The 24,151-nt window shown below is 60.7% G+C and carries 31 protein-coding genes; 15 read left to right on the top strand and 16 right to left on the bottom strand.

The genetic code is table 11. The features are described 5' to 3' along the window. The first annotated feature begins 97 nt into the window (after positions 1 to 97). The 3 genes from EV286_RS18310 to EV286_RS32005 all read left to right on the top strand — a co-directional run bounded on the left by EV286_RS18310 (position 98) and on the right by EV286_RS32005 (position 2,085). Complete coding sequence (locus tag EV286_RS18310; RefSeq protein WP_132958605.1) at positions 98 to 796, top strand: phosphatidylserine decarboxylase; 699 nt, start codon at positions 98 to 100, stop codon at positions 794 to 796. A gap of 14 nt (positions 797 to 810) precedes the next feature. Then, the gene (gene pssA / locus EV286_RS18305) at positions 811 to 1,668 is read left to right on the top strand and encodes a CDP-diacylglycerol--serine O-phosphatidyltransferase (RefSeq protein ID WP_132958604.1); all 858 of its coding nucleotides are present in this window, start codon (positions 811 to 813) and stop codon (positions 1,666 to 1,668) included. Positions 1,669 to 1,941: 273 nt separating this feature from the next. Continuing rightward, entirely contained in the window at positions 1,942 to 2,085 is a 144-nt protein-coding gene (locus EV286_RS32005; RefSeq protein WP_165932879.1) for a hypothetical protein, read from the top strand. On the opposite strand, the gene EV286_RS18300 is transcribed toward EV286_RS32005, so the two are convergent. The 3 genes from EV286_RS18300 to EV286_RS18290 are packed head-to-tail and all read right to left on the bottom strand — an operon-like array spanning position 2,082 to position 3,873. Beyond that, positions 2,082 to 2,699, bottom strand: coding sequence for a LysE/ArgO family amino acid transporter (locus tag EV286_RS18300; RefSeq protein ID WP_207909904.1), 618 nt, complete (start codon positions 2,697 to 2,699; stop codon positions 2,082 to 2,084). The genes EV286_RS32005 and EV286_RS18300 overlap by 4 nt on opposite strands. A gap of 43 nt (positions 2,700 to 2,742) precedes the next feature. Continuing rightward, a complete protein-coding gene (locus EV286_RS18295; protein WP_132958602.1) occupies positions 2,743 to 3,507 on the bottom strand; it encodes an SOS response-associated peptidase in 765 nt (254 codons plus the stop codon). Positions 3,508 to 3,549: 42 nt separating this feature from the next. Next, positions 3,550 to 3,873, bottom strand: coding sequence for a YnfA family protein (locus EV286_RS18290; RefSeq protein WP_132958601.1), 324 nt, complete (start codon positions 3,871 to 3,873; stop codon positions 3,550 to 3,552). A gap of 130 nt (positions 3,874 to 4,003) precedes the next feature. On the opposite strand from EV286_RS18290, the gene EV286_RS18285 reads away from it, so the two are divergent. The 8 genes from EV286_RS18285 (at position 4,004) to EV286_RS18250 (ending at position 9,069) form a co-directional block, all read left to right on the top strand. Continuing rightward, a complete protein-coding gene (locus tag EV286_RS18285) occupies positions 4,004 to 4,423 on the top strand; it encodes an NUDIX hydrolase (RefSeq protein ID WP_132959030.1) in 420 nt (139 codons plus the stop codon). 60 nt (positions 4,424 to 4,483) lie between these two features. Then, positions 4,484 to 4,927 carry a TIGR02301 family protein gene (locus EV286_RS18280; protein ID WP_132958600.1) on the top strand — a complete coding sequence of 148 codons (444 nt, stop codon included), beginning with the start codon at positions 4,484 to 4,486 and terminating at the stop codon, positions 4,925 to 4,927. 103 nt (positions 4,928 to 5,030) lie between these two features. Beyond that, positions 5,031 to 5,288, top strand: a complete 258-nt coding sequence (locus EV286_RS18275) for a hypothetical protein (RefSeq protein ID WP_132958599.1) — start codon at positions 5,031 to 5,033, stop codon at positions 5,286 to 5,288. A gap of 51 nt (positions 5,289 to 5,339) precedes the next feature. Continuing rightward, positions 5,340 to 6,053, top strand: coding sequence for a hypothetical protein (locus tag EV286_RS18270; RefSeq protein WP_245500774.1), 714 nt, complete (start codon positions 5,340 to 5,342; stop codon positions 6,051 to 6,053). Positions 6,054 to 6,128: 75 nt separating this feature from the next. Then, complete coding sequence (locus EV286_RS18265; protein ID WP_132958597.1) at positions 6,129 to 6,971, top strand: folate-binding protein YgfZ; 843 nt, start codon at positions 6,129 to 6,131, stop codon at positions 6,969 to 6,971. After that, on the top strand, positions 6,968 to 7,588 hold the full coding sequence (locus EV286_RS18260; protein ID WP_132958596.1) for an HD family hydrolase: 621 nt from the start codon (positions 6,968 to 6,970) through the stop codon (positions 7,586 to 7,588). The genes EV286_RS18265 and EV286_RS18260 overlap by 4 nt, the downstream gene beginning before the upstream one ends. Then, positions 7,588 to 8,121: a tyrosine phosphatase family protein gene (locus EV286_RS18255; RefSeq protein WP_132958595.1), complete on the top strand. Its 534-nt coding sequence runs from the start codon at positions 7,588 to 7,590 to the stop codon at positions 8,119 to 8,121. Before EV286_RS18260 ends, EV286_RS18255 begins: the two co-directional genes overlap by 1 nt. A 90-nt stretch (positions 8,122 to 8,211) precedes the next feature. Next, positions 8,212 to 9,069: a mechanosensitive ion channel domain-containing protein gene (locus EV286_RS18250; protein WP_132958594.1), complete on the top strand. Its 858-nt coding sequence runs from the start codon at positions 8,212 to 8,214 to the stop codon at positions 9,067 to 9,069. A gap of 33 nt (positions 9,070 to 9,102) precedes the next feature. Here the strand turns inward: EV286_RS18250 and EV286_RS18245 are convergent, their stop codons facing one another. Continuing rightward, positions 9,103 to 9,612: a superoxide dismutase family protein gene (locus tag EV286_RS18245; protein ID WP_132958593.1), complete on the bottom strand. Its 510-nt coding sequence runs from the start codon at positions 9,610 to 9,612 to the stop codon at positions 9,103 to 9,105. Between the two features lie 140 nt (positions 9,613 to 9,752). Next, complete coding sequence (locus EV286_RS18240; RefSeq protein WP_132958592.1) at positions 9,753 to 10,097, bottom strand: hypothetical protein; 345 nt, start codon at positions 10,095 to 10,097, stop codon at positions 9,753 to 9,755. A 544-nt stretch (positions 10,098 to 10,641) separates the two neighbouring features. Between EV286_RS18240 and EV286_RS18235 the strand changes: the two genes are divergently transcribed. From EV286_RS18235 to EV286_RS18225, 3 genes are read left to right on the top strand one after another with little or no spacing between them, the layout of a single operon-like run. Further along, the gene (locus EV286_RS18235) at positions 10,642 to 12,573 is read left to right on the top strand and encodes an EAL domain-containing protein (RefSeq protein ID WP_132958591.1); all 1,932 of its coding nucleotides are present in this window, start codon (positions 10,642 to 10,644) and stop codon (positions 12,571 to 12,573) included. 60 nt (positions 12,574 to 12,633) lie between these two features. Further along, positions 12,634 to 13,287, top strand: a complete 654-nt coding sequence (locus EV286_RS18230; protein WP_132958590.1) for an HD domain-containing protein — start codon at positions 12,634 to 12,636, stop codon at positions 13,285 to 13,287. A gap of 12 nt (positions 13,288 to 13,299) precedes the next feature. Next, complete coding sequence (locus EV286_RS18225) at positions 13,300 to 14,148, top strand: MOSC domain-containing protein (protein ID WP_132958589.1); 849 nt, start codon at positions 13,300 to 13,302, stop codon at positions 14,146 to 14,148. Here the strand turns inward: EV286_RS18225 and recO are convergent. The 11 genes from recO to rpoZ form a co-directional block, all read right to left on the bottom strand. Further along, complete coding sequence (gene recO, locus EV286_RS18220) at positions 14,145 to 14,918, bottom strand: DNA repair protein RecO (RefSeq protein ID WP_132958588.1); 774 nt, start codon at positions 14,916 to 14,918, stop codon at positions 14,145 to 14,147. The genes EV286_RS18225 and recO overlap by 4 nt on opposite strands. A gap of 76 nt (positions 14,919 to 14,994) precedes the next feature. Beyond that, positions 14,995 to 15,432 carry a response regulator gene (locus EV286_RS18215; RefSeq protein WP_245500755.1) on the bottom strand — a complete coding sequence of 146 codons (438 nt, stop codon included), beginning with the start codon at positions 15,430 to 15,432 and terminating at the stop codon, positions 14,995 to 14,997. A gap of 163 nt (positions 15,433 to 15,595) precedes the next feature. Beyond that, entirely contained in the window at positions 15,596 to 16,348 is a 753-nt protein-coding gene (locus EV286_RS18210) for a Crp/Fnr family transcriptional regulator (RefSeq protein ID WP_132958586.1), read from the bottom strand. A gap of 111 nt (positions 16,349 to 16,459) precedes the next feature. Beyond that, positions 16,460 to 17,404: a GTPase Era gene (gene era / locus EV286_RS18205; protein WP_132958585.1), complete on the bottom strand. Its 945-nt coding sequence runs from the start codon at positions 17,402 to 17,404 to the stop codon at positions 16,460 to 16,462. Positions 17,405 to 17,412: 8 nt separating this feature from the next. After that, complete coding sequence (rnc, locus tag EV286_RS18200; RefSeq protein ID WP_132958584.1) at positions 17,413 to 18,132, bottom strand: ribonuclease III; 720 nt, start codon at positions 18,130 to 18,132, stop codon at positions 17,413 to 17,415. Further along, positions 18,129 to 18,872, bottom strand: a complete 744-nt coding sequence (gene lepB / locus EV286_RS18195) for a signal peptidase I (protein ID WP_132958583.1) — start codon at positions 18,870 to 18,872, stop codon at positions 18,129 to 18,131. Before lepB ends, rnc begins: the two co-directional genes overlap by 4 nt. A gap of 113 nt (positions 18,873 to 18,985) precedes the next feature. Continuing rightward, positions 18,986 to 19,390, bottom strand: coding sequence for a holo-ACP synthase (gene acpS, locus EV286_RS18190; RefSeq protein ID WP_132958582.1), 405 nt, complete (start codon positions 19,388 to 19,390; stop codon positions 18,986 to 18,988). A gap of 43 nt (positions 19,391 to 19,433) precedes the next feature. Then, the gene (locus tag EV286_RS18185; RefSeq protein ID WP_132958581.1) at positions 19,434 to 20,021 is read right to left on the bottom strand and encodes a DUF2062 domain-containing protein; all 588 of its coding nucleotides are present in this window, start codon (positions 20,019 to 20,021) and stop codon (positions 19,434 to 19,436) included. A 141-nt stretch (positions 20,022 to 20,162) separates the two neighbouring features. Next, a complete protein-coding gene (locus EV286_RS18180) occupies positions 20,163 to 20,312 on the bottom strand; it encodes a DUF3563 family protein (protein ID WP_132958580.1) in 150 nt (49 codons plus the stop codon). Between the two features lie 215 nt (positions 20,313 to 20,527). Next, positions 20,528 to 22,756 carry a bifunctional (p)ppGpp synthetase/guanosine-3',5'-bis(diphosphate) 3'-pyrophosphohydrolase gene (locus EV286_RS18175; RefSeq protein ID WP_132958579.1) on the bottom strand — a complete coding sequence of 743 codons (2,229 nt, stop codon included), beginning with the start codon at positions 22,754 to 22,756 and terminating at the stop codon, positions 20,528 to 20,530. A gap of 97 nt (positions 22,757 to 22,853) precedes the next feature. Continuing rightward, positions 22,854 to 23,258: a DNA-directed RNA polymerase subunit omega gene (rpoZ, locus tag EV286_RS18170; protein ID WP_132958578.1), complete on the bottom strand. Its 405-nt coding sequence runs from the start codon at positions 23,256 to 23,258 to the stop codon at positions 22,854 to 22,856. Between the two features lie 299 nt (positions 23,259 to 23,557). On the opposite strand from rpoZ, the gene EV286_RS18165 reads away from it, so the two are divergent. After that, positions 23,558 to 24,139, top strand: coding sequence for an NYN domain-containing protein (locus EV286_RS18165; RefSeq protein WP_132958577.1), 582 nt, complete (start codon positions 23,558 to 23,560; stop codon positions 24,137 to 24,139). Positions 24,140 to 24,151 lie beyond the last annotated feature (12 nt).

Genomic DNA, 24,151 nt, shown 5'->3' with positions numbered 1-24,151 from the left:
GAGCTGTGGTTTGCCCTGCAGGGGCGGCGCATACCATTGCTCCTCGCGCCGTTTAGCTGTAGTCAGCGAGACCTAGAATAATGGGGGATGTTTGCCGATGAGCCTGCTCAATACCGTTCGCAACACGATCGTTCCGGTCCACAAGGAGGGCTATCCCTTCGTACTGGGCTTCTTCGTCGCGTCGCTGGTTCTGGGCTGGATCTTCAAGCCTCTCTTCTGGATCGGCATGGTCCTCACGCTCTGGTGCGCCTATTTCTTCCGTGACCCGGAACGCAATGTGCCGCAGGACGACGATCTCGTGGTCTCGCCCGCCGACGGCAAGGTCTCTGCGATCCAGATGGTCTCGCCCCCGCTGGAACTCAATCTCGGCAGCGAGCCGATGCTGCGCATCTCCGTGTTCATGAATGTCTTCGACTGCCATGTGAACCGCTCGCCCATACGCGGCCGGATTCGCACGATCGCTTATCGCGAGGGCAGCTTCCTGAACGCGGAACTCGACAAGGCGAGCGAACAGAACGAGCGCAACGGCCTCGTCGTCGAAACCGGCCATGGCGAGATCGGCGTCGTGCAGATTGCCGGGCTCGTTGCAAGGCGCATCCTCTGCTTCGTACGGGAGAACGAGCCGATCGACGCCGGCGAGCGGATCGGCCTCATCCGCTTCGGCTCGCGCGTCGACGTCTTCCTTCCGGCGGGCGCGGCTTCTCGCGTTTCGGTCGGCCAGACGGCCATTGCCGGCGAAACCGTGATCGCCGAATTCGGCTCCGCAAAGGGCCCGGTCATAAGCCGCCGTAGCTGAGGTAGGGTCGGAACATGGAGACGCCTTTTCCGCCTTTCGAACCCAATGGCCCGAACGAGGAGGCGCGCGGCCCGCGTCTGCGGCAGATTCCGCTTCGCCTGATCGTTCCCAATCTCATCACGGTCCTCGCCATATGCGCGGGCCTGACGGGTATCCGCCTCGCCTTCGAGAACCGCTATGAACTCGCGGTCGCGATGGTGCTGCTTGCGGCATTCCTGGACGGCATCGACGGCCGCATAGCACGACTGATGAAGGCGACATCGAAGTTCGGCGCGCAGATGGATTCGCTTGCCGACATCGTGAATTTCGGCGTCGCGCCGGCCCTCGTCGTCTATGTCTTCGCGTTGGACCAGGCCCGCTCGCTCGGGTGGATCGCAGCTCTCATCTATGCGATTGCCGCCGGCCTGCGGCTCGCCCGCTTCAACGTCATGGCGGAGCGCGAGAACAAGGCAAGCTGGCAGTCGGAATACTTCGTCGGCGTGCCGGCACCCGCAGGCGCGATGCTCGTGCTGCTGCCTGTCTATCTCGGCTTCCTGGGCCTGACGCCGGACCGTACGTTTGCCTATGGCTCGGCGATATACACCGTCTGCATCGCCTTCCTGCTGGTCAGCCGCTTGCCGGTCTGGTCCGGAAAATCCGGCAGCCGCATCCGCCGCGACCTCGTCCTGCCGATCATGCTTGCCGTCGTTCTCTACGTGGCGCTGCTGATGAGCTATACGTGGGAAGTGATGGTGGTGACGGTCGCCGTCTACCTGGTTTCGCTGCCATTCGGAGCCCGCTCATGGCAGCGGAAATATGGCACATATACGATCGCAGGCCCCACCGAAGCCGAGGTTGGCGAGGGTGAGGACGACATCGGCCGGCATATCTGAGCCTCCGGTCGACCCATTCACCGCTCGTCCAGCCGGCGCGGAGCGTCATGGATCTAAGATTTTGAATCTGCAAGCAATCCAGGCCTAATGCGCTGCGCGCGTTCGGCCCTTCCAGCACGTTAGAAAGCCCTTACAAACGCAGGCTTCACACCAGCCTCGCGAATTATGGTGGTCGTTCACAAATCATGATTGAAACGCCGCCGTTTCGTCATGATTTACGACAAAAGAACGCTGATTATACAAAGCTCTAGAGACGCACGTAAGGAGAGTATCGTGACCTCGAAGACAAATGAGAAAACAGAGGCCCCAGTAAAGACTGATCTCAGCGCGCAGTATCGCCCGGTCGGCCTGAAGGCCGTGCTTGCCGCGTATCTGATGCTGAAGAGTAAGCCGAAGCTGACCGAAAAGCCCGCCTAAGCGCCTACGAAGAAGCGCAGGACGAGGCTGAGCGCCAGCAGGCCCATGACGACTCCAATGATGCCATCCAGAGCCCGCCAGGCTGCGGGCTTTGCAAATACCGGCTCAAGCAGCCTTGCGCCATAGCCAAGGCCAAAGAACCAGATGAACGACGCCAGGGATGCACCGGCACTGTAGGCAACGCGTGCAATCCCATGATGGGTTGCCGACAGGCTGCCGATCAGCACCACCATATCCAGATAGACATGCGGGTTGAGGAAGGTGAAGGCAAGGCAGGTCGCGACGGCCGCCTTCAGCGTCATGCGTTCCGGCTTGACTGCCTCCATTCCATGGGGATGAAACGCCCGACGGAACGCCAGCAAGGAATAGGCGCCGAGAAACAGCGCCCCGCCCAGCGTCACGACCGATAGCAGCATTGGCGAGCCTGCAACAAGCGTCCCGAGCCCGGCCACGCCCGCCGCAATCAGCAGCGTATCCGACACCGCGCAGATCAGGCACAGGATAAACACATGCGAACGCAGCAGTCCCTGGCGCAGGATGAAAGCGTTCTGGGCGCCGATTGCGATGATGAGGGACGCGCCGAGGAGAAGGCCCGAGAGGGCAGCGGACAAGATTGGCACCGGGGAGATTCCTGAAGATAGCAAAGAGCGAAAAAATTCAGAGCAGGCTAAGTTGCCCGTCATCCGGCCCGGATTTCTTGGGAGGGGCCTGCGGTTTGCTCGCTACGACAGGTGTCTGCAGATCCGGCCCCATATTTGCGACCTTGTTCACCTGATCCGAGACAGGAATCGCCTCGAAGAGTTCCTCCTGCGCCGGAACCATCAGGTCCGCAACATCGCGCGGTTCCTGCGTCTTGCAATCCAGCCAGCGAGAGAAATCTTCCGGCCTGATGACGACCGGCATCCGATCATGGATTGCCGAAACGGTCTGGTTGGCCGGAACCGTGAGGATTGCGCCGGTATCGATCTCCGACCCATCGGCGGAAGACCAGGTTTCCATAAGCCCGGCAAAGGCGATCATTCCACCGTTCTTTGGCCTTACCCAGTAAGCCTGTGACTTTTCGCGGCTTCCCTTCGGCGGCCGGTGCCATTCGTAGAAGCCGGAAGCGGGCACGAGAATACGGCGGTGGCGCATCGCCGCGCGGAAGGTGGCCTTACCGATCGCCGTCTCGGCGCGGGCATTGATGAGAAGCGGGAAGCTTTTCGGGTCCTTGACCCAGGAGGGTGTGAAGCCCCAGCGAACCAGCAAGGCGCGGCGGTCAGGCAGGTTGCTGCCCCTCTCCTGCCCCTCGCCGGCAATGACGATCAGGATCGGCTGTGTCGGCGCGATGTTGTAGCGCGCTGGAAAATCCTCGATGTCCAAGAGGCCAAGGATCTCGCGCACTTCTTCCGGGGTTGCCGTCAATGCAAATCGTCCGCACATCGACCTGTCTTTGCACCGTGAACCGGCAAGGTCAATATGCGATCAGCCGCGGGGGCCGAGGAGAATGACCGCAGCACCGACAAGACTGAGCGCCGCGCCGGAAAGATCCCAGCGATCGGGCGCGCGTCCCTCGACAATCCAGAGCCAGAGCAGCGAGGCGGCGATGTAGACGCCGCCATAAGCGGCAAAGGTCCGACCGGCAGCCTCGCTCGGGACGAGCGTCAGCAGCCAGGCGAAGAGCGCGAGCGAGATCATTCCCGGCGCGAGCCACCAGGCAGGTTTTCCGAGCTTGAGCCAGGCCCAAAACGCAAAGCAGCCGGCGATTTCGAAGAGCGCTGCGAAGGAATAAGCAAGCAAGTTGCGCATCGGACGTTTTCCGTTTGCCGAATCGGACGAGAAACCGAAGATTAGATCAGATATGTTCGCAATGACCACGATCGGCCATGGGCAGGCAATGCCGTCTAAGGCCGGGTCACTGAAGCTGGCAGCCGATTCTATGACCGCTCTTCCTCAGCCCGCCTCCTCGGCAATCCTCGAAAGGGACGGTCGCTTCCTGCTGGTGCTTCGGCGCAATCCACCCTCGGCGGACATGTATGCCTTTCCCGGCGGCAAGGCCGAGCCCGGCGAAACGCCCGAAGAGACGGCTCTGCGCGAATTTGCCGAGGAGACGGGCGTTACGGCCCGCAGCCCGCGCTTCCTTGCGGCCTACGATCTCAAGTCTCATTCCGAAGACGGAAGCCTGCGCAGCCACTTCCATCTTTCGGTCTTCGTGGTCGAGGCCGATGCAGACGCAATGCCCCTGGCAGCCGACGACGCCGCCGATCTTGGGTGGTTCACTCTCGATGAGATTCGCCGGCTGCCGGTGCCCCAGAGTGTCCTCGAATGCGCAGAGCGCCTCAGCCTTGAGAGACAATAAGGGGTGGAAACATCCGCCGCCGCCTTGTTCCGGTCATGCTTCCGGGTATCAAATGTCTCCATGAACCATCGTGGGAGTCTTCTGTCGGTGCTTTTGCTGTCGGCTTCCTGGCTTGCAGCGGCTTCGGCATTGGCTCAACCGAGCGGTGCTGCCCTTTCGACGGAAGAGCCACCGGCCGCGGCCAACGCTTCGCCCGACGCGACGCCCTATGATGACAGGCTGGCGCGACTCGCGGAGCTCCTCGGATCGGTGCACTACCTGCGCAATCTTTGCACGCATTCGGGTGGCGATGACTGGAGGGTAAGCATGCAGCAGCTCCTCGATTCGGAGACCCGCGACGAACCGAAACGCAGGGAAAAACTGACGGCCGCCTTCAATCGCGGCTACCGCACTTTTGCCTCCGTTTACACAGATTGCACGGCAGCAGCCATCGTGGCAGAAGAGCGGTACCGTAACGAAGGTGCAACACTTGCCACAGAAATAACATCACGGTTTGGAAATTGAGGATTTATTAACCCCTTTTGGCTGGCAGCCGTGTCGTTTTAGGAAAAGGCTGCTAAAGTTATTAACTGAGTAGTAAGCGCGTGCACGTTTCGAGGAAGCAGAGATGGAACCAAGCCTCAACGACATCGACGACATGATCGTCCACGAAAAGATGCAGGCGGCTCTGGAATACCAGAACGAAGCTTGGGCCGACGGCATGGCTGACGGAATCGAACCCGAGATCATCGCCGACGCAGCTATTGCCCACGCAATCCGTGAAACGATTCGCATCCACGGAGAAGACAGCGCAGCAGCACTACTCGACACGCTGCGCGAACGCATGCTCGCAGGTGAATTTTCGCCTAACCGCACCCTGCAATAAGGTACAGAGTTCTTCATGCACACCGAGAAGGGCAATGCTTTGCGGCGCTCGATGCTGTTAAGTGTTACGGTTGCCATTTTAGCCGGCAGCAGCGCTTTAGTCCCCCTTCCAGCACTCGCGCTTTCCGAGCTGCACAAAATTCCCGGTCAGACCGATGCCCAGAATGCGGAAGACCCGCAGGCCGCACCCGAAGACGGTGACGCGGGCTCGTCGTCGGGTCTCCCGATGCCAGACCCGCTCGTCAACAACGAACAGCAATCCGGCGACAAGACGCCTGGCGCCCAGGAAAGCTCCGAGCCCGTCGAGGTGATCTACGACATCAACAAGGCGCCGGCGCCCGTGCGCCGCATCCGCGAGATGATCGTGGAGGCTGCGGCCTCCGGCGATATCGAACGCTTGCGTCCGCTCCTCAATCCGGGCCCGAACCAGACGCAGGTCACGGTCGGCGAGCCGAGCGACGATCCGGTCGCCACGCTCAAGGATCTCTCCGGCGACCCCGACGGCGTCGAGATTCTCTCGATCATTCTCGACATCATTTCCACGGGCTTTGTCCATGTGGGACAGGGAACGCCGAACGAGATGTATGTCTGGCCCTATTTCGCGGAAAAGGACCTCAAGACGTTGACGCCGCCCGAAAAGGTCGAGCTGTTGCGCATCGTTACTGCGGGCGATCTCTCGGACATGATGGAGTTCGGCGGGTACAACTTCTACCGGATCGGCATCACGCCCAGCGGCGAGTGGAAATTCTTCACGGCCGGCGATTGACACCGCAGAAGAATCTTGCGGTTCCGGCAGAGGCAACCTACCTCTGATCGACAAACACACGCGATAGGCCACCCGATGCCAGCCGTATTCCTCGAAGATCGCTCCCTGATTCATGTCGGCGGGGTCGAAGCGCAAGCTTTTCTGCACAATCTGATCACGACGGACCTCGTCTCGCTACCGTCGCAGGAGGCGCGCCCCGGCGCATTGCTGACGCCGCAGGGCAAGATCCTCTTCGACTTCATGATCTGGCGCGAGGGCGACGGATTCGTCATCGAAACGGCGGCCGAACAGCGCGAGGCGCTGCTCAAGCGCCTGACGATGTACAAGCTGCGCGCGGTTGTCGATCTCGTGTCGGGCTCAGAGGAAGGTGTCACCGTTTCCTGGGGCGAAGAGACCGATTCTGCCGGAGCAGTGGACATCCGTTTCGCCAAGGCGGGTGTCGCGCTTGGCCGACGGTCCGGCAATCACGGCCGGGACAGCGCGGAATTATACCGTGCCCTGCGCATCGAAAGCGGTATTGCCGTTTCCGGCGAGGATTTTGCGTTGCAGGACGCGTTTCCGCATGACGTGCTGATGGACCTCAATGGCGGTCTCTCCTTCCGAAAGGGATGCTACGTCGGCCAGGAAGTCATTTCCCGCATGCAGCACCGGGGGACGGCCCGCCGCCGCGTTGTGATCGTTTCGGCAGATTCGCCACTGCCGCTGGCAGGCGCGGAGATAACGGTGAACGGCAAGCCCGCCGGCACGCTCGGCTCTGTTGTCGGAAACAAGGGGCTTGCCATCGTCCGCATCGACCGCGTCGGTGAGGCGATCGCGAATGCTACGCCTGTTGTCGCGGGCGAAGTGCCCGTTTCGGCCTCGCTGCCCGTGTGGTCGGGGCTGGTCTTTCCCTCAACGACGGACGAGGCCTCGGCGTGACGGCCGGCAAGATTCCGCGCGCCTGGCAGCGCATGCTCTCCGGCCGCAGGCTGGATCTGCTCGATCCCTCGCCTCTTGACGTCGAGCTCTCCGATATCGCGCACGGGCTCGCGCGCGTTGCCCGCTGGAACGGGCAGACGGTCGGCGATCATGCGTTTTCAGTCGCCCAGCACAGCCTTCTCGTCGAGGATATCTTTCGCAGGACCAACGCACCAACGCCGGACGAGATGATGGCCGCGCTGCTGCACGACGCACCTGAGTATGTCATCGGCGACATGATCTCCCCCTTCAAATCGGTCGTCGGCGGCGGTTACAAAGCAGTCGAGAAACGGCTGGAGGCGGCGATCCACCTGCGTTTTGGTCTCCCGCCGCATCCCGCGCGCGAACTCAAGGACCGCATCAAGAGAGCCGACACCGTGGCGGCTTACTTCGAGGCGACGGTTCTTGCCGGCTTCAGCATGAGCGAAGCGCAGAAGTTCTTCGGTCAGCCACGGGGGATCACCCCGGAGATGCTGCGGATCGAGCCGATGCCTGCCACGGAAGCCCAGCGGCTCTTTTGCGAGCGCTTTGCGGCGATCGAGACCCAACGCGCCGCACTCGTGAAAGAATCGCTCTGATGCCGGCCATCATCGTCTCGCCGCTTTCCCGGATCGCCGAAGTGGCGGTCAAGCACCGTGCGCGCGAGATGGTCAGCCTCGTCGCCCGCGGACAGGCCTTTCATCGGCCCGCCGTCATCCGCGCGGACCGTCACCTGCTGCTCGGGATGAACGATATCGCCTTTGCCGGTACGGGCGACCTTGTCGCGCCGCAAGAGGATCACATCCGCGAACTCATCGACTTCGTACGCGACTGGGACCGAAGCGCGCCGCTGCTCGTGCATTGCTGGATGGGCGTGTCGCGTTCGCCGGCCGCAGCCGTCATCGCAGCCCTTTGCGTTCATCCCGAAGAGGACGACCTGGCGCTGGCCCGCCGGCTGCGCGCCGCCTCGCCCTTCGCTACGCCCAATCCACGGCTCATCGAAATCGGCGACGAGGTGCTTGGCCGCAAGGGAAGACTTGTCGATGCGATCCGTGCGATCGGCAGGGGCGCCGATGCCGATGGGAACGCGCCCTTCGTGCTGGCGCTTTCACCCGATGGGGAGAGCCACTAAGGCTGCGGCGCGGGGTCTAGACCGTTGACGCGTCGGCCGTCCGCCCCATCTAGCCGCGGATAGGAACTGCAGGGGACCTAGAGGGGAAACATGGAAGAGCAGGCAAACGAATTGATCGAGGCGACACAAGCCGCGATCAACCAGGCAAGCGAACTCGCGGTAGAATATGCCTTTTCGGTTCTCGGGGCGATTGTCCTGCTCGTGCTCGGCTGGGCGCTCGCGCGTTTTGTCAGCCGATGGGCCTATGAGGGCATTTCCCACCTGAAGGGTGTCGACGAGACCCTGGCGCGCTTCTTCGCCAATATGCTGCGCTATGTGCTGTTGGTCCTCGTCGTCGTCACTGTCCTGGGGCAGTTCGGCGTTCAGACCGCGTCCATCATCGCAGCTCTCGGCGCCGCCGGCCTCGCCGTTGGTCTCGCACTGCAGGGAACGCTCCAGAACATCGCCGCAGGGATCATGCTGCTTGTCCTGAGACCCTTCCGTGTTGGCGAATACATTGACAACGGCACGGTCTCGGGAACCGTGCTGGAGGTCGGCCTTTTCGCCACCGAGCTCAAGACCGGGGACGGGCTCTACCGGATGGCGCCGAACTCCACGCTCTGGAATACGCCGATCACCAACTACAGCCGGCGCTCCACGCGCCAGAACGAAGTTTCGATCGGCATCGGCTACAGCGATGATATCGACCTTGCCCTCCGGACCCTCATCGAGCTTGCGCAGGCCGATCCCCGGGTGCAAAGCGAGCCCAAGCCGGAAGCATTCGTCAATACGATCGGGCCGAGTTCGGTGAGCGTGACTTTGCGCTACTGGGCGAAGAACGAGGATTGGTGGAGCACGAGCCGCGACATGATACGGCTCGTCAAGCAACGCCTCGAGGAGAAAGGCTTTTCGATACCCTATCCGCAGGTCATCTATAATCCCACTGCTGCTCGCGGTGGGCCGGGCTAGGTTTTCCCGGTGGCTCAGAAACCAATCATTCCGCTACTTGATGATCGCGCAGGCGATGCGGTCGCCAGCGCCGCCTGACGGCTGGCTGCGGTAATCGTCGGAGCCGGCGTGAATTACCAGCGCGCGGCCACGGATGCCATCATCCTTTCCGTCAAGGGTCACAGCAGTCTCGAAAAGCTGGCCCCTCAGAAAGCCGTCCGAAGCGACGTACTGATTGGGCATGTCACCGGCATGCGGGCCGTTTGCCGCAAGAAGGCCATGCTCGCTCTTGCCGGAATTGAAATGCGCCCCAGCAGACGCGAACCCTCCGGCCGCATCGCAGCTGCCGTTTTCATGGACATGGAAGGCGAGCCACTTGTTTGCGGGAAGGCCCGAGACTTCCAGCTCGATGACGACGCCTTCCTTGGCCACCGTCAACGCGGCGCGCCCGGCCCCCTTCCCGTCCCTGTCGATGAAATCCGCCGTCGCCGTCTGCTTGTCCTGCGCGGCAAGTGGTGGAGCGATGGCCAGCATCAAGGCTCCGGTAACGAGGATCGCTTTCATGAAATTCTCCCTGCGCTAATTATCTAGACGCAACGCGCAAGGCTCTGAGCGGTTCCGGGAGAATTGAAGGCGCGGGATATGCCAAAAAGCCGCGCCATGCGCGCGGCAATCCATCGGGAGCGGGACGGCTCTACAGAAGGCTAGTCGGCCTCGTACTGTCCGTAGGTATTGCGGTACAGATCGGAAGCGGAGCTTGCCTGCGTTACGCCGGCAGATGCCTCGGCATCCGTCGCCGCCAACGTGGCCGGCTGGGGCAAACCGCCGTTTCGACCCGCCTCTTCGCGGAGGTCCATGAGCTTGGCGATCAGGCCGCCATAGGGGCTTGTGCCCGCCACGTCATCCTCTCCGGTCTCCCGGAGAATGCCGGGCCGCTGGGCGGCCGCGACTTCACCGCGGCTCAGTACGCCGTCACCGTTCTGGTCGAGACGGGAAAGCGTGCCACGGTAGGGGTAAGAACTATCAGAAACCGATGAAATGCCAGCCATACAAACCTCCGGTCACCCGGCAACGCCGTGGGTGATGTCTGTACGCAATACGTCTTTGGATTGAACTTATGTCGGTGGTTAAACTGATTTGCGCAGTGCGTCAATTGCCATTTTAACCTTGCGTTAACCGCTGGCGTGAAATGTGTGGCATTGTGACGACCCCGCCGCAGCAGGTATTTTTCTTGAGAAATGTGCCGCTTTGAAGCGTTGCCAGTATACTACTCCCGCGCGAAAATGTTATTCCATGTTGATATCCCGCGCAAAAATATGCGTGTATTACATATAAAAATCGCTATATTTTCTTGCGGTGCAACCGATTGTTAATCTGCGGGAGACAAAGTCTTCAGCTGGAACTTCTGGTAGTACTAATCGTTATAAATAGTGAAATGTTTATTTTCATTGCGTTTTTTTGAAAGGTCTTTGACCATGTCCGCAGTGCGGCTTGCCAGCAGTGAGCCACTACAAAAACCGTCTGCCCTCCGTGGTGGGAGAGCGGCGCGGCGCGAAGACATGCATAGCGTGAAATATTCCGGAGCAGTATCCCATGGCGAAAGCTGAGGCACTCTTCCGGACGCAATGCGCCGAAGCGGTCGACGCGCAAGGTGTGGTGGACGCCGCCCAGCTCATGGACCTCGTCGTCCAGACATATCGTCGCCACCTTGCCGATCTCACGCATGTCACCGGCCGCATACAGACATTGGAGCTTTGCAACGGCAAACTCGCGGAAGAGCTGAGATCAACGGCAGCGACTCTCGGCAGCCGGGATAAGCTCTTCGACATAATCCTGCACAACATGCCCCTGGGTCTCAGCGTCTTCGATGCGGAGCAGCGGTTGACGCTGAGCAACATGCGTTTCCGGCAGCTTTTTGGGCTGACCGACGAGGAGGTCATTCCGGGCGCCGCGCTTGCTTCGCTCATGGCACGCGTAAGAGGAACCGAGTCCTCCGGCAGGAGACGCCTCTCCGCGCGCGACGGAAGCGAGCGGCTTCCGAAAGGCAGCAAGATCCGGCGCCGCGAGTGGTCCATGGAAGACGGCCGCACGATCCAGAGTATCGTCACCGTGCTTGGAGACGGCAGCAATGTTGCCATCCATGCCGACATCACGGAGGACCGGCGAGCCGCCGAACGCATCGCCTACCTCGCACATCACGATCCGCTGACGGGCCTGCCGAACCGGATAAGCTTTCATGAGCAGGTCGAGGCTGCGCTTGCGCGTCGTCAGCCGGATGAACAGATCGCCCTCGTCCACCTCAATCTCGACCGCTTCAAGTCGGTCAACAATACGCTTGGCGTCTCGACCGGCGATGCGATACTTCGGCAGGTCGCCGAACGCCTTCGCACATCGGCCGGCAGCGGCAACATTCTCGCACGACTGGGCTCCGACGAGTTCGCCATTCTCCAATGCGAGCGGCAGCAGCCGCTGAATGTCATGGCTCTCGTCGACCGGATAAGTCGCGAGCTTGCCGAGCCTTTCTTCCGCGGCGAGAAACAGATCGAGCTCAGCGTGTCCATGGGCATCGCCGTCGCCCCGCAAGACGGCAACGATACGGACGTGCTGCTCAAGCATGCCGGCGTGGCGCTCTTGCACGCAAAATCGGAAGGGCGAGGCCGTCACCGGTTCTTCACGAGCGAGATGGAAGCGCAGATCCAGGAGCGGCACGCCCTGGAAGCCGATCTCCGCCGGGCGGTGCAGAACGAGGAGTTCGAGCTGCAATACCAGCCGCTCTACGACATCGCCCGCGACCGGATCGTAGGCATGGAGGCGCTGGTGCGCTGGAATCATCCAACGCGCGGGCGTGTTGCGCCGATGGATTTCATTCCTCTCGCCGAGGAATTGGGGCTCGTCGTCGACATAGGCAGATGGGTGCTGAACCGCGCCTGCCGCGATGCCGCGGAATGGCCCGCCGAGATCAAGATTGCGGTGAACGTCTCCGCCATCCAGTTCCAGAACAGCGATCTTCCCGGCGACGTCATGGCCGCGATTGCCGCAGCCGAACTCTCGCCGTCCCGGCTCGAGCTGGAGATCACCGAAAGCCTACTGATGCGCAATCTCGACGAGACCTTGCCCATACTCCACCAGTTGAAGGCTCTCGGCATACGTGTCTCGATGGACGATTTCGGTACCGGCTATTCGTCGCTCAGCTATCTGCGCAGCTTCCCCTTCGACAAGATCAAGATCGACAAGTCCTTCGTCAACGACATTGCAGAAAACAAGGAAGCGCGCGCCATCATGCGTGCGATCATCATGCTCGGCGATGCGCTCGGCATGCGAGTGACTGTCGAGGGCGTGGAGAGGGAAAGCCAGGTCCTGCTCCTGGAAAAGGAAGGCTGTGACGAAATACAGGGCTACTATGTGAGCCCTCCGAAGCACGCCGCCGAAGTGCCGTTTCTTCTGTCGATGAAGCTCAAGCGCAACCAGACACCGCCGGAGTCGTCCCAGCCCCGGAAAGCAAGGCTCGTGATGAGCCGCGACTGATTGCGCCGTGCTGCGACACCGTCTAAGACTCGGCTCCGGATTCGAGGATGGCGGACGCGCATGCTGCAGAATTTCACCGCTCAGGTCTTTTCCCCGCACGAGGTACTGGCGGCGCAACTCGCGCCCTTCGCGACCGAGGGCGACGATGGATCGCACGACCTGGCCCATATCCTGCGCGTCTTCAAGAACGCGATGCGCATCCAGGCGTCGGAGGGCGGTGACACGCGAATTCTGACCGCGGCCGTGCTGCTTCACGATTGCGTCGCCGTCGAAAAGAATTCACCCATGCGGGCGCAGGCATCGACGCTTGCCGCGCGCAAGGCTTCCGGCATCCTGAAAGATCTGGGATGGAACGCGGACGACATTTCGGCCGCTGCGCACGCGATTGCTGCTCACAGCTTCTCGGCCAATATCCAGCCTGCGACGCTTGAGGCCAGGATCCTCCAGGATGCCGACCGGCTCGATGCGATCGGCATGGTGGGTGCCGCCCGCTGCTTCTACATCGCGGGGCGTCTCGGTTCGGGTCTTTACGACCCGATCGATCCCAAGGCAGAGAACCGCGCCCTGGATGACAAGCTTTTCGCCATCGACCACTTCCACACGAAACTGTTCAAGCTCGCCGACGGCTTCCAGACGACGACCGGCCGCAGGCTTGCCCGCGAACGCCACGATCGGCTCGAGCAAGTCCTTGAAATGTTCATCGACGAAATTTGAAAGAGGGTTTCAATGCGCGTCAGCGATCTTTTCGTCTATCCGCTCAAGAGCGCGCGCGGCATCGCGATCCCCGCCGGCTCGGTCAATGCATTCGGGTTCAGCGGCGACCGCCGCGCCATGATCACCGATCCGGAGGGGCAGTTCATCACCCAGCGCGAACTGCCCGATCTCGCCAGGATCGAGGTGCAGCCCGGTGCGACGGCGCTGCGGCTCTTGATGGAGGGCAAGGCCGATATCCTCGTTCCCCCGCCTCTGCCGGAGAACCGGATGGACGTGATCGTCTGGAAATCGCCCGTCAGCGCCGCGGTCGCCGACAGGGAGACGAACCGGCAGCTCTCGGACTGGTTCGGGCGTGATATCCGACTGGTCTTCTTCGACGACCGCGCCGAACGCGTCGCAAATCCCACCTGGGCGGGCGAAGACACTCCTGTCACCTTTGCCGACGGCTACCAGATTCTCGTCACGACGACCGGCTCCCTGAAGGCGCTGAACGACGACATGCTTGACCATGGCGAAGGCTCTGTCGGCATGGAGCGCTTCCGGCCCAACATAGTCATCGACGCCGACGAGGCCTGGCCGGAGGACCGCTGGGAGGCGATCGAGATCGGCGGTATCAGGCTCGATCTCGTGAAGCCTTGCGCCCGATGCATCATGACGACTCAGGACCAGAAGACGGGCTCTCGCGAGGTCGCGAACCCGATGCCGGCGATGGGCCGCATCCGCATGTCAGCCGACCGGCGCGTGCCGGGTCCGCTTTTCGGCTGGAACGCAACGCCGCGCGGCGCGGGAACGATCACCATCGGCGATACGGTCAGCATCATATCGGAGCGCTCCGAGGGCTGGGCCTTCAAAAGACGCTAGCCGGACAGGCGATCGTCGGCACTCGGTGCATGGAGGCGCGGCTCCCTCAACGCCTTCAAGGCCGCCTGGACGAAGCCATCCCGCGCGGCAGCCGCCTCGATCCCGCGGGGCTCGTAGACATGCCGGTGCAGGAAGAAGCCTGTCAGACGGAATCCTGCCGCGAGGCTGTCGCTGTCGGCTGCACGCTTTCCGCTCGCGTTGAGAAAGGCCGGCAATGCGAGCATCTTGTCGGCCCAGGGCGCACCGGCAGTGCGGCAGACGGCACGTCCCGATTTCGGTGAGACATAGACGAGTTCGTCACTTACGCCGGTCGCCGCGCATTCGTTGAGGTCAAGCCCGAAACCGAGATCGTTCAGTACTGCGAGCTCGAAGCGGACGAACAGTTCACCGGCGTCGGCCGGATCATGCAGGTTCTCCAGGATGATTTGAAGCGCCTCATAGAGATGGGGATGGGGGTCGCGCTCCGGCAGGAGGCGTAGCAGCGCACCCATGGCCTGGACACCGTAGACGGCAGTCGCCGTTTCCATCAGCCGTGCGGCGCGCAGCTGCACCGGCTCCAACCGAAACTCGCCGAGATGCTCGTCGAGCCGCGCTCGCCAGGTCACCTCGACTTCATTGCCCGGCTGGAGAACGGGCTGCATGGTGCGCGATCGCCCGGAGCGGACAAGGCCGAGATGGCGGCCGCGTTCACGCGTCATCACCTCTGCGATGACGCTCGTCTCGCCATGGCGCTTGACGCCCAATATGATGGCCTGATCATGCCACTGCATGAGCCGCGTTATCCTCTCGCCAGTCTCGAATCCATTCTAGAGCATCCGGAGCGGAAGCGTTAGGTGCTTGCCGGGATCAACCCGCCGAGGAGAAGAAGGCACGCAGGAAATCGTGCATCGCCGTGTCGTCGAACGGCTTCACAAGAAGCGGCGTCTGCTGCAGGTCGTCGGGAAAATCCCCCGTATCCGAATAGCCGCTCACGAAGCCGAAAGGAATGTCGCGCGCCCTCAGAATACGAGCAAAATCGAAGCTCATTGCCTCGCCGAGGTTGACGTCGAGCAGCGCAAAATCGGGCTGTTGGGTATCAAGCGCCTTGGCCGCCTCATCGAGGTTCGCCACCATCTCAACATGCTCGACGCCGATGGAGCGAAGAATTTCCTCAACCTCCATCGCGATGATAAGGCTGTCTTCAAGGATGAGGACACTTTTTGGTTTCACGGCCGCCCTACCTCGAAACACGTATATTCGCCGGATCGACCCGACAACTCCAACATTAATCGCCTCCGCGGCCACCGCAAGGGTCGTCCCAGAAAGTACCGTTCCACCAAAACAATCACTTAGCCATTTCCTTCGCCACGGTCGACTATAGGGCGAACCCGGCCAAAATTGACCTGGCGTTCTATCTACGCTCATTCGGGTGGGATCGGCATTTAAAAAAGACATAGATCGCAAAAGTTCATATGAAGGGTCTAAGGTTTCCGTCCTGCCCTTCCCACCCTGCGAGCGTCGACAGGCCCTCCCCATCCAGCACGTCGCATCCGCGCTCCTGCCATCGGATCAATCCGCGCTCCGCGAGTTTTTTCAAGGTCTTGTTGGTGTGGACGATCGAGAGGCCGAGAGTGTCGGCAATGTGCTGCTGCGTGACCGGCAGAAAGCTGCGACCGTTAAAAAGCTTGAGGACGCGTGCGCGTTCATAGAGATAGGCGATGAGGTAGGCCGCCCGCTCAAGCGCCGAACGACGGCCGACGCTCAGGAGATGCTCGTCCAGGATCCTCTCCTCGCGCGCAGCAATCCAGGTGATATCAAAGGCAAGGGACGCATGCCTGTTGTAGAGCGTCATCAGGCTGTCGCGCTCGAAAACACACAGCGAAACCGGCGAAAGGGCCTCGATGGAATGCTGCATCTCGCCCATGACCGTGCCTTGCAGCCCGATCAGGTCGCCCGGCATAACGTAATTGAGGATCTGCCTGCGGCCGTCCTCCAGCGTCTTGTAGCGAAAACCCCAGCCGGTGAGTACCGTGAAGAGGTGGGCGCTGTGAGCCCCTTCCACGAGGATGGTCGCACCGGCGTCGACCGCGAGCTCCCCCTTCTTGAAGCGAGAAACGAATTCAAGCTCTTCCCGGCTGAACTCCCGGAAATGCGGCAATCCCCTCAGCGGACAGTCCTCGCAGGGGGTCTTCATCGCGTGAACGGTCTTTGCTGTCGCCATCCCTACCCTTGCCCTCCTGATCTGCCCGACAAATCAACACCTTAATACGCGAAGGCGCGATTTGTTCCGTTCGAGCACAACCATGGAGCGGCAAGAGGACTTGCGTGGCGCTTATTTCGAGAAATCCAGGCCCATTTCCCGGAACCGCTCCGGATCGTCTCCCCAGTTTTCGCGGACCTTGACGAACAGGAACAAGTGCACCGGCTGCTCGAGAATCTCGGACAGTTCCTTGCGGGAGGCCGTCGAAATCGCCTTGATCGTCTCGCCGCCCTTGCCGAGTGCGATCTTCTTCTGGCTGTCACGCTCTACGTAGATCACCTGTTCGATACGAACGGAACCGTCCTTCCGTTCTTCCCACTTCTCGGTTTCGACATGCGAGGAATAGGGTAATTCCTGATGCAGGCGCAGGAAGAGTTTTTCGCGGGTAATTTCTGCTGCGAGCTGCCGCATCGGCAGATCCGAGATCTGGTCCTCCGGGTAATACCATGGGCCTTCCGGCAGGGTGGCTGCCAGGTAATCCATGACGTCTTCGCAGCCTGAGCCGTTCTCTGCTGAAATCATGAAGGTACGCTCGAAAGCGATCTTCTCGTTGGCGGCGGAGGCAAGCTTCAGGAGATCCTCGCGCTGCACCCGATCGATCTTATTGAGGACAAGGAGCTTCGGCTGCGGCACTTCCTTGAGGCCTTCCAGGATTGCCTCGGCGTCGCCGCGAAGCCCGCGCTCGCTGTCGATCAGCAGCATGACGAAATCGGCATCCTTCGCGCCACCCCATGCGGACGTCACCATGGCGCGGTCAAGCCGTCGACGCGGCTTGAAAATGCCCGGAGTATCCATGAACACGATCTGCGCATTGTTGTGGATCGCGATGCCGCGCACGACCGCACGCGTTGTCTGCACCTTGTGGCTGACAATCGATACTTTCGCCCCCACAAGCCGGTTCACCAGCGTCGACTTGCCGGCATTGGTCGGCCCGATCAGGGCGACAAAGCCCGAATGCGTAACGCCAACAGCTTCGGGCTGGCCGTCAGCGGCCGCCATCTCGTTTTCTTCCGTCATTTTTCCCGTCAATTTCCGGCAGACGCTTTCTGCCAAATTCCTTCGCGCTCGAGTATTCGCGTTGCCGCCACCTGTTCGGCAGCACGCTTCGAGCGCTCTATCCCCGTCTCCGGCGCGATCCCCGCGATCTGTACCGTGACCGTGAAGCGGGGATCATGATCCGGTCCGCTTCGATCTTCAATCCTGTAAACGGGCGTGACGCCGAATTTCGCGTGCGCCCACTCCTGCAGTTCCGTCTTGGCGTCCCGCTTTGCGCCGTCCGCCCGTACCGCTCGTCCTTCCCAATATCGCAGGATGAACTGGCGCGCGATCTCGAGCCCGCCATCGAGATAGAGAGCCGCTATCAGGCTCTCCACCACGTCGGCGCGAACGTTCATCATGCGCTTGCCGGTCAGTCTTTTCACGTCCGAGCCGGTGCGGATATAGAGATGCAGCTTCAGCTCGTCGGCCACCTGCGCGCAGGTCTCGGCACTTACAAGCTGGTTCAGACGTACGGAAAGCTCGCCTTCGGAGGCGGCCCCGAAGGTCTTGAACAAAAGTTCTGCCACGCAAAGGCCGAGTACGCGGTCGCCTAGGAATTCCAGGCGTTCGTAATTGCCGCCGCGCTCCGTACGCGAACTCGCATGCGTAAGCGCACGGTCGAGGCGCTCCTTCGAGGCGAACTCGTGGCCAATCGCGGCTTCAAGCCTGGCACGGTCCGCCGCTGAGAGCGTCTGCGCCTTGCTCATTCGACAACCTTAAAGAGGCGGTCCCAACGCATGTTTGCCGGCCATTTCCAGAACTCGCGGAACGAGGTGTCGTTGCCGAGCGAGAAGAAGATGATGCTGGCGCGACCGACAAGGTTCTCCGCGGGGACGAAGCCGACGTCGAAGCGGCTGTCGAGCGAATTGTCGCGGTTGTCACCCATCATGAAATAATGGCCCTCGGGCACGATGAACTCGCGCGTGTTGTCCGCGCGGGAATTGGGCGACTGGTCGAGCGTGTCATAGGTCACGCCATCGTCCAGCGTTTCGCGATAGACCGGGACGTCTTCGCCCGGATCAAGCCGGTAGTCAGATGTGAAGGTACCGTCGGGTACGCGCGGAACGGCCTGTCCGTTGATGTAGAGTATCCCTTCCTTCACCTGGATATGGTCGCCCGGAAGGCCGACGAGGCGCTTGATGTAATCGATCTGCGGGTTCGGCGGGAAACGGAAGACGACGATGTCGCCGCGCTTCGGCTCACTTGAGAAGATTCGGCCGCTGAAGAGATCGGGGGAGAACGGCAGGGAGTACTTGGAATAGCCGTATGCGAACTTGTTGACGAAGATGTAGTCGCCCACCAGGAGCGTCGGCATCATGGAGCCGGACGGAATGGTGAAGGGCTGGAAGAAAACAGTTCGAATGACCATCGCCAGGAGCAGCGCCTGTATGATGACCTTGATGTTTTCCCAGAGGGCGTTCTGCTTCTTTTCGACTTTCTCAGACACGCAGTCTTATCCTTGTATACGCGGCGGCGGCGCAAATTTCTTCGAGCTTCTCTCTAGCGAGTTCGGTCCATCGCGGCAATGGCGCGAACATTAAAAGCGAGACACAAGCCCGTTCATGCGCCGTCCGGCAGGGCTTCTATGATCACAAAGGCTTGAGCCAGCGGATGGTCGTCGGTTATCGTCAAATGGATGGCGGCCCTGTGACCGGGCGGCAGCATCGCCTGCAATCTTTCCGCGGCGCCCCCTGTCAGCATCATCGTGGGCTTGCCGCTCGGCAAGTTGACAACACCCATGTCCTTCCAGAAAACTCCCTGGGAAAGACCGGTGCCGAGCGCTTTCGAGCACGCCTCTTTTGCCGCAAAGCGCTTGGCGTAGGATGCCGCGCGGTTCTTGCGGCGGTCCGATTTCGCCCTCTCGATCTCCGTGAAGCAGCGATGAGTGAAACGCTCGCCGAAGCGCTCGATCGACTTCTCCACACGACGGATGTCGATGAGATCGCTGCCGATGCCGATGATCATCAATGGAACCCTTTGGAAAAGAGCGGGCGCCGTGCTTGCGCCGTCATGTGGTTGGAGTGCTCTCTGCCGCGCCATCTGGCAGCGCGCGCAGGCGCTCGCTTAACCGCATCCTACGACGCGTCTGGAATTCACGGACAGCATAGAAGGTGATGGTGTAGACGACGACGCCGGTGATGAGCGCGAGCGGGATCGCGCCGATGAGCATGGGCTCAAGAACCGGTTTCCAAAGCTGGGAAATCTCGAGCTTCTTCAGCATCTCGGCGAGGTCGATGCCGGTAGCCGGCAATGCCTTCTCCCTTCCGAGAAGGATATGGCCGAGCTCCCAGCTCGTCGCCCAGATAAAGGGAAAGGTTATCGGATTGCCGATGGTCGTGCCAAGCACGGCCGCCACCACGCTGGCCGCACTGAGGTAGGCCAAAGCGATGGCAATGATGACATGCAAGCCGAGAAGCGGCGTCCACGAGATCGCCACGCCGATCGCGACACCCATCGCCACGGAATAGGGCGAAGCCGCAAGGCGCAACACACGCATCCGATAATAGCGAAGAGGTCGGAGCGGGCCTTTGCGGGGCCAGATCAATGACCGCAATTTTTCGCGGAACCTGGGGGGCTTTCTACGGCGAAACAGCATGGCGCGAATTTAGCGTATAACGCCGCCATGACAATAGCCGCTGATGGTATCCTATCCAAAGACAGGATTCGCAGAGCTTGTACTTTCCATCGGGGCGCACAGAACAGGACGCCCCTTCCTCATTCAAGTATAAATGCAAGCTTATCGGAAACGGAACAGTCCGCGGTCGACCTGACGCTGGCGATACTCAAGATCGATCCGGTCATGCGAGCCATTCAGATAAGCCATCTCGCGTTCTTCTACAGTCGGAGCACGCAAAGCGCGGGCGAATTTCCTGATCGGGGTAAACATTGTCTTGCCTCATCTCTGGTTTCAATTTCCTGATGACCAGAAGATAAGAGCAGCGGGCCTCAATTACCACAGCGCTAACATAGAACCAGTCATGCGGCTGGTGCATACCTATGCCGGAAACGAGGCAAGCCATACCCGAAAGCGGCTATAAATTATGCAACATTGCCGGCCGGCGGCTCAGACGGAGCGATCGGGCACCTCGTGGCACCCGTCGCTCATTCGTAGAGACGCTTTACGGTCGCTATGCAGTCGAGCTCCTTGAGCTGCGCCAGGAGCTGGTTGAGCTGGCGCAAATCCCAGACCTCGACATCAAGGGCCATCTCCGTGAAGTCAGCGGCAACGCTGACCGTGTTCATCACCCGGATGTTGACGTCCAGCCCTGCGACGGTCTGCGCGACCTTTGCAAGCGTGCCCGGCTCGTTGAGGGCATTGATGAGGATTCGCGCCATGAAGCGAGACTTGTTCGCCTCGTCGAGATCCCAGCGAACGTCGATCCAGCGGTCCGGCTGGTCGTCGAAGCGCTGCAGCGCCGGCGACTGGATCGGGTAGATCGTGATCCCCTTCTTTCTCTCCATGATGCCGACGATGCGGTCGCCGGGAACTGCGCCCGTGGAGGCGAAGTTGACCTCGACGTCGCCCGAAAGCCCGCGGATAGGCGAAGTCTCCATGTCGTCGCCCGCCCTGGGGGCATCGAGATCCGCCTTGGTCTTGCCGGGTATCTTGAAGATCATGCCGGCAGCGCTGCGGACATTGAACCAGCCCTCGTCGCCGGCAGGCCTGACGGTCACGCGCTCGTCTTGGTGGTCGGGGTATACGGCGCGCAGGACATCCAGAGACGACATCTCGCCGCGGCCAACGGCGGCGATCACGTCCTCGACATCCTTCTGGCCAAGGCGATGCAGGGCCGGCTTCATGGCCTCGCGCGAGAAGATCTTGCCCGCCCGGTCGAACGTGCGCTCAAGGATGCGGTGGCCGAGGCCGGCATACTGCTTGCGGATTGCCATGCGCGTGGCACGACGGATCGCCGCACGCGCCTTGCCGGTCACGACGATCTCCTCCCAGGCAGCCGGCGGCACCTGAACGCCGGAGCGGATGATCTCCACCTCATCGCCGTTGTTCAGGCGGGTAACGAGCGGCATGATGCGGCCGTTGATCTTCGCACCGACGGTCGTGTCACCGATATTGGTGTGCACCGCATAGGCGAAGTCGATCGGTGTGGCGCCGCGCGGAAGCGCGATCAGCTTCCCCTTCGGGGTAAAGCAGAACACCTGGTCCTGGAAGAGTTCCAGCTTGGTATGCTCGAGGAACTCCTCCGGGCTGTCGCCTTCCGCCAGGGCCTCGATCGTGTGGCGCAGCCAGGAATAGGCATTGGATTCGCGCGAGAGTATCTCGCCGTCGGGGCTGGTGGCGCCATCCTTGTAAAGCGCATGTGCCGCGATGCCGTACTCGGCGATCTCGTGCATGCGCTTGGTTCGGATCTGCAGCTCGATGCGCTGGCTGGAAGGGCCGATGATCGTAGTGTGCAGCGAGCGATAGTCGTTCTGCTTCGGCGTCGAGATATAGTCCTTGAAGCGGCCGGGCACGACGCGCCAGCGCGTATGGACGATGCCCAGCGCGCGATAGCAGGCAGGGATGTCTTCCACGATGATGCGGAAGCCATAGACGTCCGACAGCTGCTCGAAGGAAAGCGATTTCGACTGCATCTTGCGGAAGACCGAATAGGGCTTCTTCTGTCGTCCCTTGACCACCGGGTGGGCAAGGCCGTTGGCGATCAGGAGATCACGCAGCTCCGTCTCGATCTTCTTGACGATGCCTTCGTTGCGCCGCGACAGCTCTTCGAGCCGCTTGGTGACGGTCTCATGCGCTTCCGGGTTGATGTAGCGAAAGGCGAGCTCCTCGAACTCGTCGCGCATATCCTGCATACCCATGCGTCCGGCGAGCGGCGCATAGATATCCATGGTCTCTTCGGAGATGCGCGCGCGCTTTTCCGGCGACATGTGCTCCAGCGTGCGCATGTTGTGCAGCCGGTCGGCAAGCTTGACCAGAAGGACGCGGACGTCATCCGAAATGGCGAGCAGCAGCTTTCGCAGGTTTTCTGCCTGCTTGGCCTTGCGCGTCACGAGATCGAGCTTCTTGATCTTCGTCAGCCCTTCGACGAGACGCCCGATATCCTCGCCGAAAAGTTCGTCGATCTCGGCGCGCGTTGCTGTCGTGTCCTCGATCGTGTCGTGGAGAAGTGCGACCGCGATCGTCGATTCATCGAGGCGCATGTCCGTGAGGATGGCGGCGACTTCGAGGGGGTGGGAAATGTAGGGATCGCCGCTCGCGCGCTTTTGCTGGCCATGCTTCTGCATGGCATAGACGTAGGCTTTGTTCAGGAGGGCTTCGTTGGCGTCGGGCTTGTATTTCTGAACGCGCTCAACGAGCTCGTATTGCCGCATCATACAAAGCTACTCCGATAAAACAAAAGCGCGCCAATCAACGACTGGCGCACATAATGAGCAATAATATGCTTTCGGAATACAGGAGCAAGGTTGACGATTAGTAATCGTCGCTTTTTTCCGGCGGAACGAGGCCTTCGATACCGGCAAGCAGGTCCTCTTCCGACATCTGGTCGAAAGTGATCGTTTCCGGCAGGTCCTCTTCTTCCTCGCGCTCGGATGCCGCGGTCGTGCCGGTGGCGATCAGGCTCGACGGATCGGGCTCGGGCTCGTCCACCTCGACATGCTTCTGCAGCGAGTGGATGAGGTCTTCCTTGAGGTCATCGGGAGACAGCCTTTCGTCGGCAATCTCGCGCAGAGCCACGACCGGATTCTTGTCGTTGTCGCGGTCGACGGTGATGGAAGCGCCCTGCGAAATCAGTCGCGCACGATGGCTGGCAAGCAGAACGAGCTCGAAGCGGTTCTCAACTTTATCAATGCAATCTTCTACTGTGACACGGGCCATTGCCTGTCCTTCATGAGCTGAATGTCGTGGGTTGGATGCCCGATACAATTAAAACAAGGCAAATTCAAGTTTTTCCTGCTCCGGTGCTCCAACCCCCCGATCTTATTAGACTAAATTTCTCCGACGAACAGACAAATTCCACCGCAGGTTGCTTGGAATATAGCGATTCGTGCCCTAAATCTTTCTTATATGAATAATTCATAAAGTACTCGAATTATTCTGTTCGCGCCACGCAAAGCGTTGTTTTAGCTAACTTTTGCTGAAAGTGACTGCATTTGATAACAATGGATAAACCAGCGATGTTTGACCCTCGCGAAAAAATCGCACTCTTTATCGACGGAGCCAATCTTTACGCCGCTTCCAAGAGCCTTGGTTTTGACATCGATTACCGCAAGCTTCTCAAAGCTTTCCAGAAGCGCGGCTATCTCCTTCGGGCCTATTACTACACTGCACTGATCGAAGACCAGGAGTATTCCTCGATCCGTCCGCTGATCGACTGGCTCGACTACAACGGATACAAGGTCATTACCAAGCCCGCCAAGGAGTTTACCGACTCCATGGGGCGCCGCAAGATAAAGGGTAACATGGACATCGAGCTCGCAATCGATGCCATGGAGCAGTCTGAAACCGTCGATCACCTGGTGATCTTCTCCGGCGACGGCGACTTTACGACGCTTGTGGAAGCCCTGCAGCGCAAGGGCCGGAAGGTCTCGGTCATCTCGACCATGTCGACCCAGCCGCCAATGATCGCCGACGACCTGCGCCGCCAGGCCGACCATTTCATCGACCTGCTGTCGCTGAAGGGCGAAATCGGCCGCGATCCCTCCGAGCGTCCCGCCCGCCAGGTCGAAACGGCGCCCGCGAGCGACGCCAACGAGTGAAGCGGGTGACCA

This window comes from Rhizobium sp. BK251 (assembly GCF_004345245.1).
Classification (GTDB): domain Bacteria; phylum Pseudomonadota; class Alphaproteobacteria; order Rhizobiales; family Rhizobiaceae; genus Rhizobium.
This window is presented reverse-complemented; position numbering and strand designations above follow the sequence as displayed.

What these genes read in the sequence shown, in the direction of transcription:
- EV286_RS18310 (WP_132958605.1), top strand. Translation starts at nt 98, where the DNA reads ATGAGCCTGCTCAATACCGTTCGCAACACGATCGTTCCGGTCCACAAG.
- pssA (WP_132958604.1), top strand. Translation starts at nt 811, where the DNA reads ATGGAGACGCCTTTTCCGCCTTTCGAACCCAATGGCCCGAACGAGGAG.
- EV286_RS18295 (WP_132958602.1), bottom strand. Translation starts at nt 3,507, where the DNA reads ATGTGCGGACGATTTGCATTGACGGCAACCCCGGAAGAAGTGCGCGAG.
- EV286_RS18290 (WP_132958601.1), bottom strand. Translation starts at nt 3,873, where the DNA reads ATGCGCAACTTGCTTGCTTATTCCTTCGCAGCGCTCTTCGAAATCGCC.
- EV286_RS18285 (WP_132959030.1), top strand. Translation starts at nt 4,004, where the DNA reads ATGACCGCTCTTCCTCAGCCCGCCTCCTCGGCAATCCTCGAAAGGGAC.
- EV286_RS18280 (WP_132958600.1), top strand. Translation starts at nt 4,484, where the DNA reads ATGAACCATCGTGGGAGTCTTCTGTCGGTGCTTTTGCTGTCGGCTTCC.
- EV286_RS18275 (WP_132958599.1), top strand. Translation starts at nt 5,031, where the DNA reads ATGGAACCAAGCCTCAACGACATCGACGACATGATCGTCCACGAAAAG.
- EV286_RS18270 (WP_245500774.1), top strand. Translation starts at nt 5,340, where the DNA reads ATGCTGTTAAGTGTTACGGTTGCCATTTTAGCCGGCAGCAGCGCTTTA.
- EV286_RS18265 (WP_132958597.1), top strand. Translation starts at nt 6,129, where the DNA reads ATGCCAGCCGTATTCCTCGAAGATCGCTCCCTGATTCATGTCGGCGGG.
- EV286_RS18255 (WP_132958595.1), top strand. Translation starts at nt 7,588, where the DNA reads ATGCCGGCCATCATCGTCTCGCCGCTTTCCCGGATCGCCGAAGTGGCG.
- EV286_RS18250 (WP_132958594.1), top strand. Translation starts at nt 8,212, where the DNA reads ATGGAAGAGCAGGCAAACGAATTGATCGAGGCGACACAAGCCGCGATC.
- EV286_RS18245 (WP_132958593.1), bottom strand. Translation starts at nt 9,612, where the DNA reads ATGAAAGCGATCCTCGTTACCGGAGCCTTGATGCTGGCCATCGCTCCA.
- EV286_RS18240 (WP_132958592.1), bottom strand. Translation starts at nt 10,097, where the DNA reads ATGGCTGGCATTTCATCGGTTTCTGATAGTTCTTACCCCTACCGTGGC.
- EV286_RS18235 (WP_132958591.1), top strand. Translation starts at nt 10,642, where the DNA reads ATGGCGAAAGCTGAGGCACTCTTCCGGACGCAATGCGCCGAAGCGGTC.
- EV286_RS18230 (WP_132958590.1), top strand. Translation starts at nt 12,634, where the DNA reads ATGCTGCAGAATTTCACCGCTCAGGTCTTTTCCCCGCACGAGGTACTG.
- EV286_RS18225 (WP_132958589.1), top strand. Translation starts at nt 13,300, where the DNA reads ATGCGCGTCAGCGATCTTTTCGTCTATCCGCTCAAGAGCGCGCGCGGC.
- recO (WP_132958588.1), bottom strand. Translation starts at nt 14,918, where the DNA reads ATGCAGTGGCATGATCAGGCCATCATATTGGGCGTCAAGCGCCATGGC.
- EV286_RS18210 (WP_132958586.1), bottom strand. Translation starts at nt 16,348, where the DNA reads ATGGCGACAGCAAAGACCGTTCACGCGATGAAGACCCCCTGCGAGGAC.
- era (WP_132958585.1), bottom strand. Translation starts at nt 17,404, where the DNA reads ATGACGGAAGAAAACGAGATGGCGGCCGCTGACGGCCAGCCCGAAGCT.
- rnc (WP_132958584.1), bottom strand. Translation starts at nt 18,132, where the DNA reads ATGAGCAAGGCGCAGACGCTCTCAGCGGCGGACCGTGCCAGGCTTGAA.
- acpS (WP_132958582.1), bottom strand. Translation starts at nt 19,390, where the DNA reads ATGATCATCGGCATCGGCAGCGATCTCATCGACATCCGTCGTGTGGAG.
- EV286_RS18185 (WP_132958581.1), bottom strand. Translation starts at nt 20,021, where the DNA reads ATGCTGTTTCGCCGTAGAAAGCCCCCCAGGTTCCGCGAAAAATTGCGG.
- EV286_RS18180 (WP_132958580.1), bottom strand. Translation starts at nt 20,312, where the DNA reads ATGTTTACCCCGATCAGGAAATTCGCCCGCGCTTTGCGTGCTCCGACT.
- EV286_RS18175 (WP_132958579.1), bottom strand. Translation starts at nt 22,756, where the DNA reads ATGATGCGGCAATACGAGCTCGTTGAGCGCGTTCAGAAATACAAGCCC.
- rpoZ (WP_132958578.1), bottom strand. Translation starts at nt 23,258, where the DNA reads ATGGCCCGTGTCACAGTAGAAGATTGCATTGATAAAGTTGAGAACCGC.
- EV286_RS18165 (WP_132958577.1), top strand. Translation starts at nt 23,558, where the DNA reads ATGTTTGACCCTCGCGAAAAAATCGCACTCTTTATCGACGGAGCCAAT.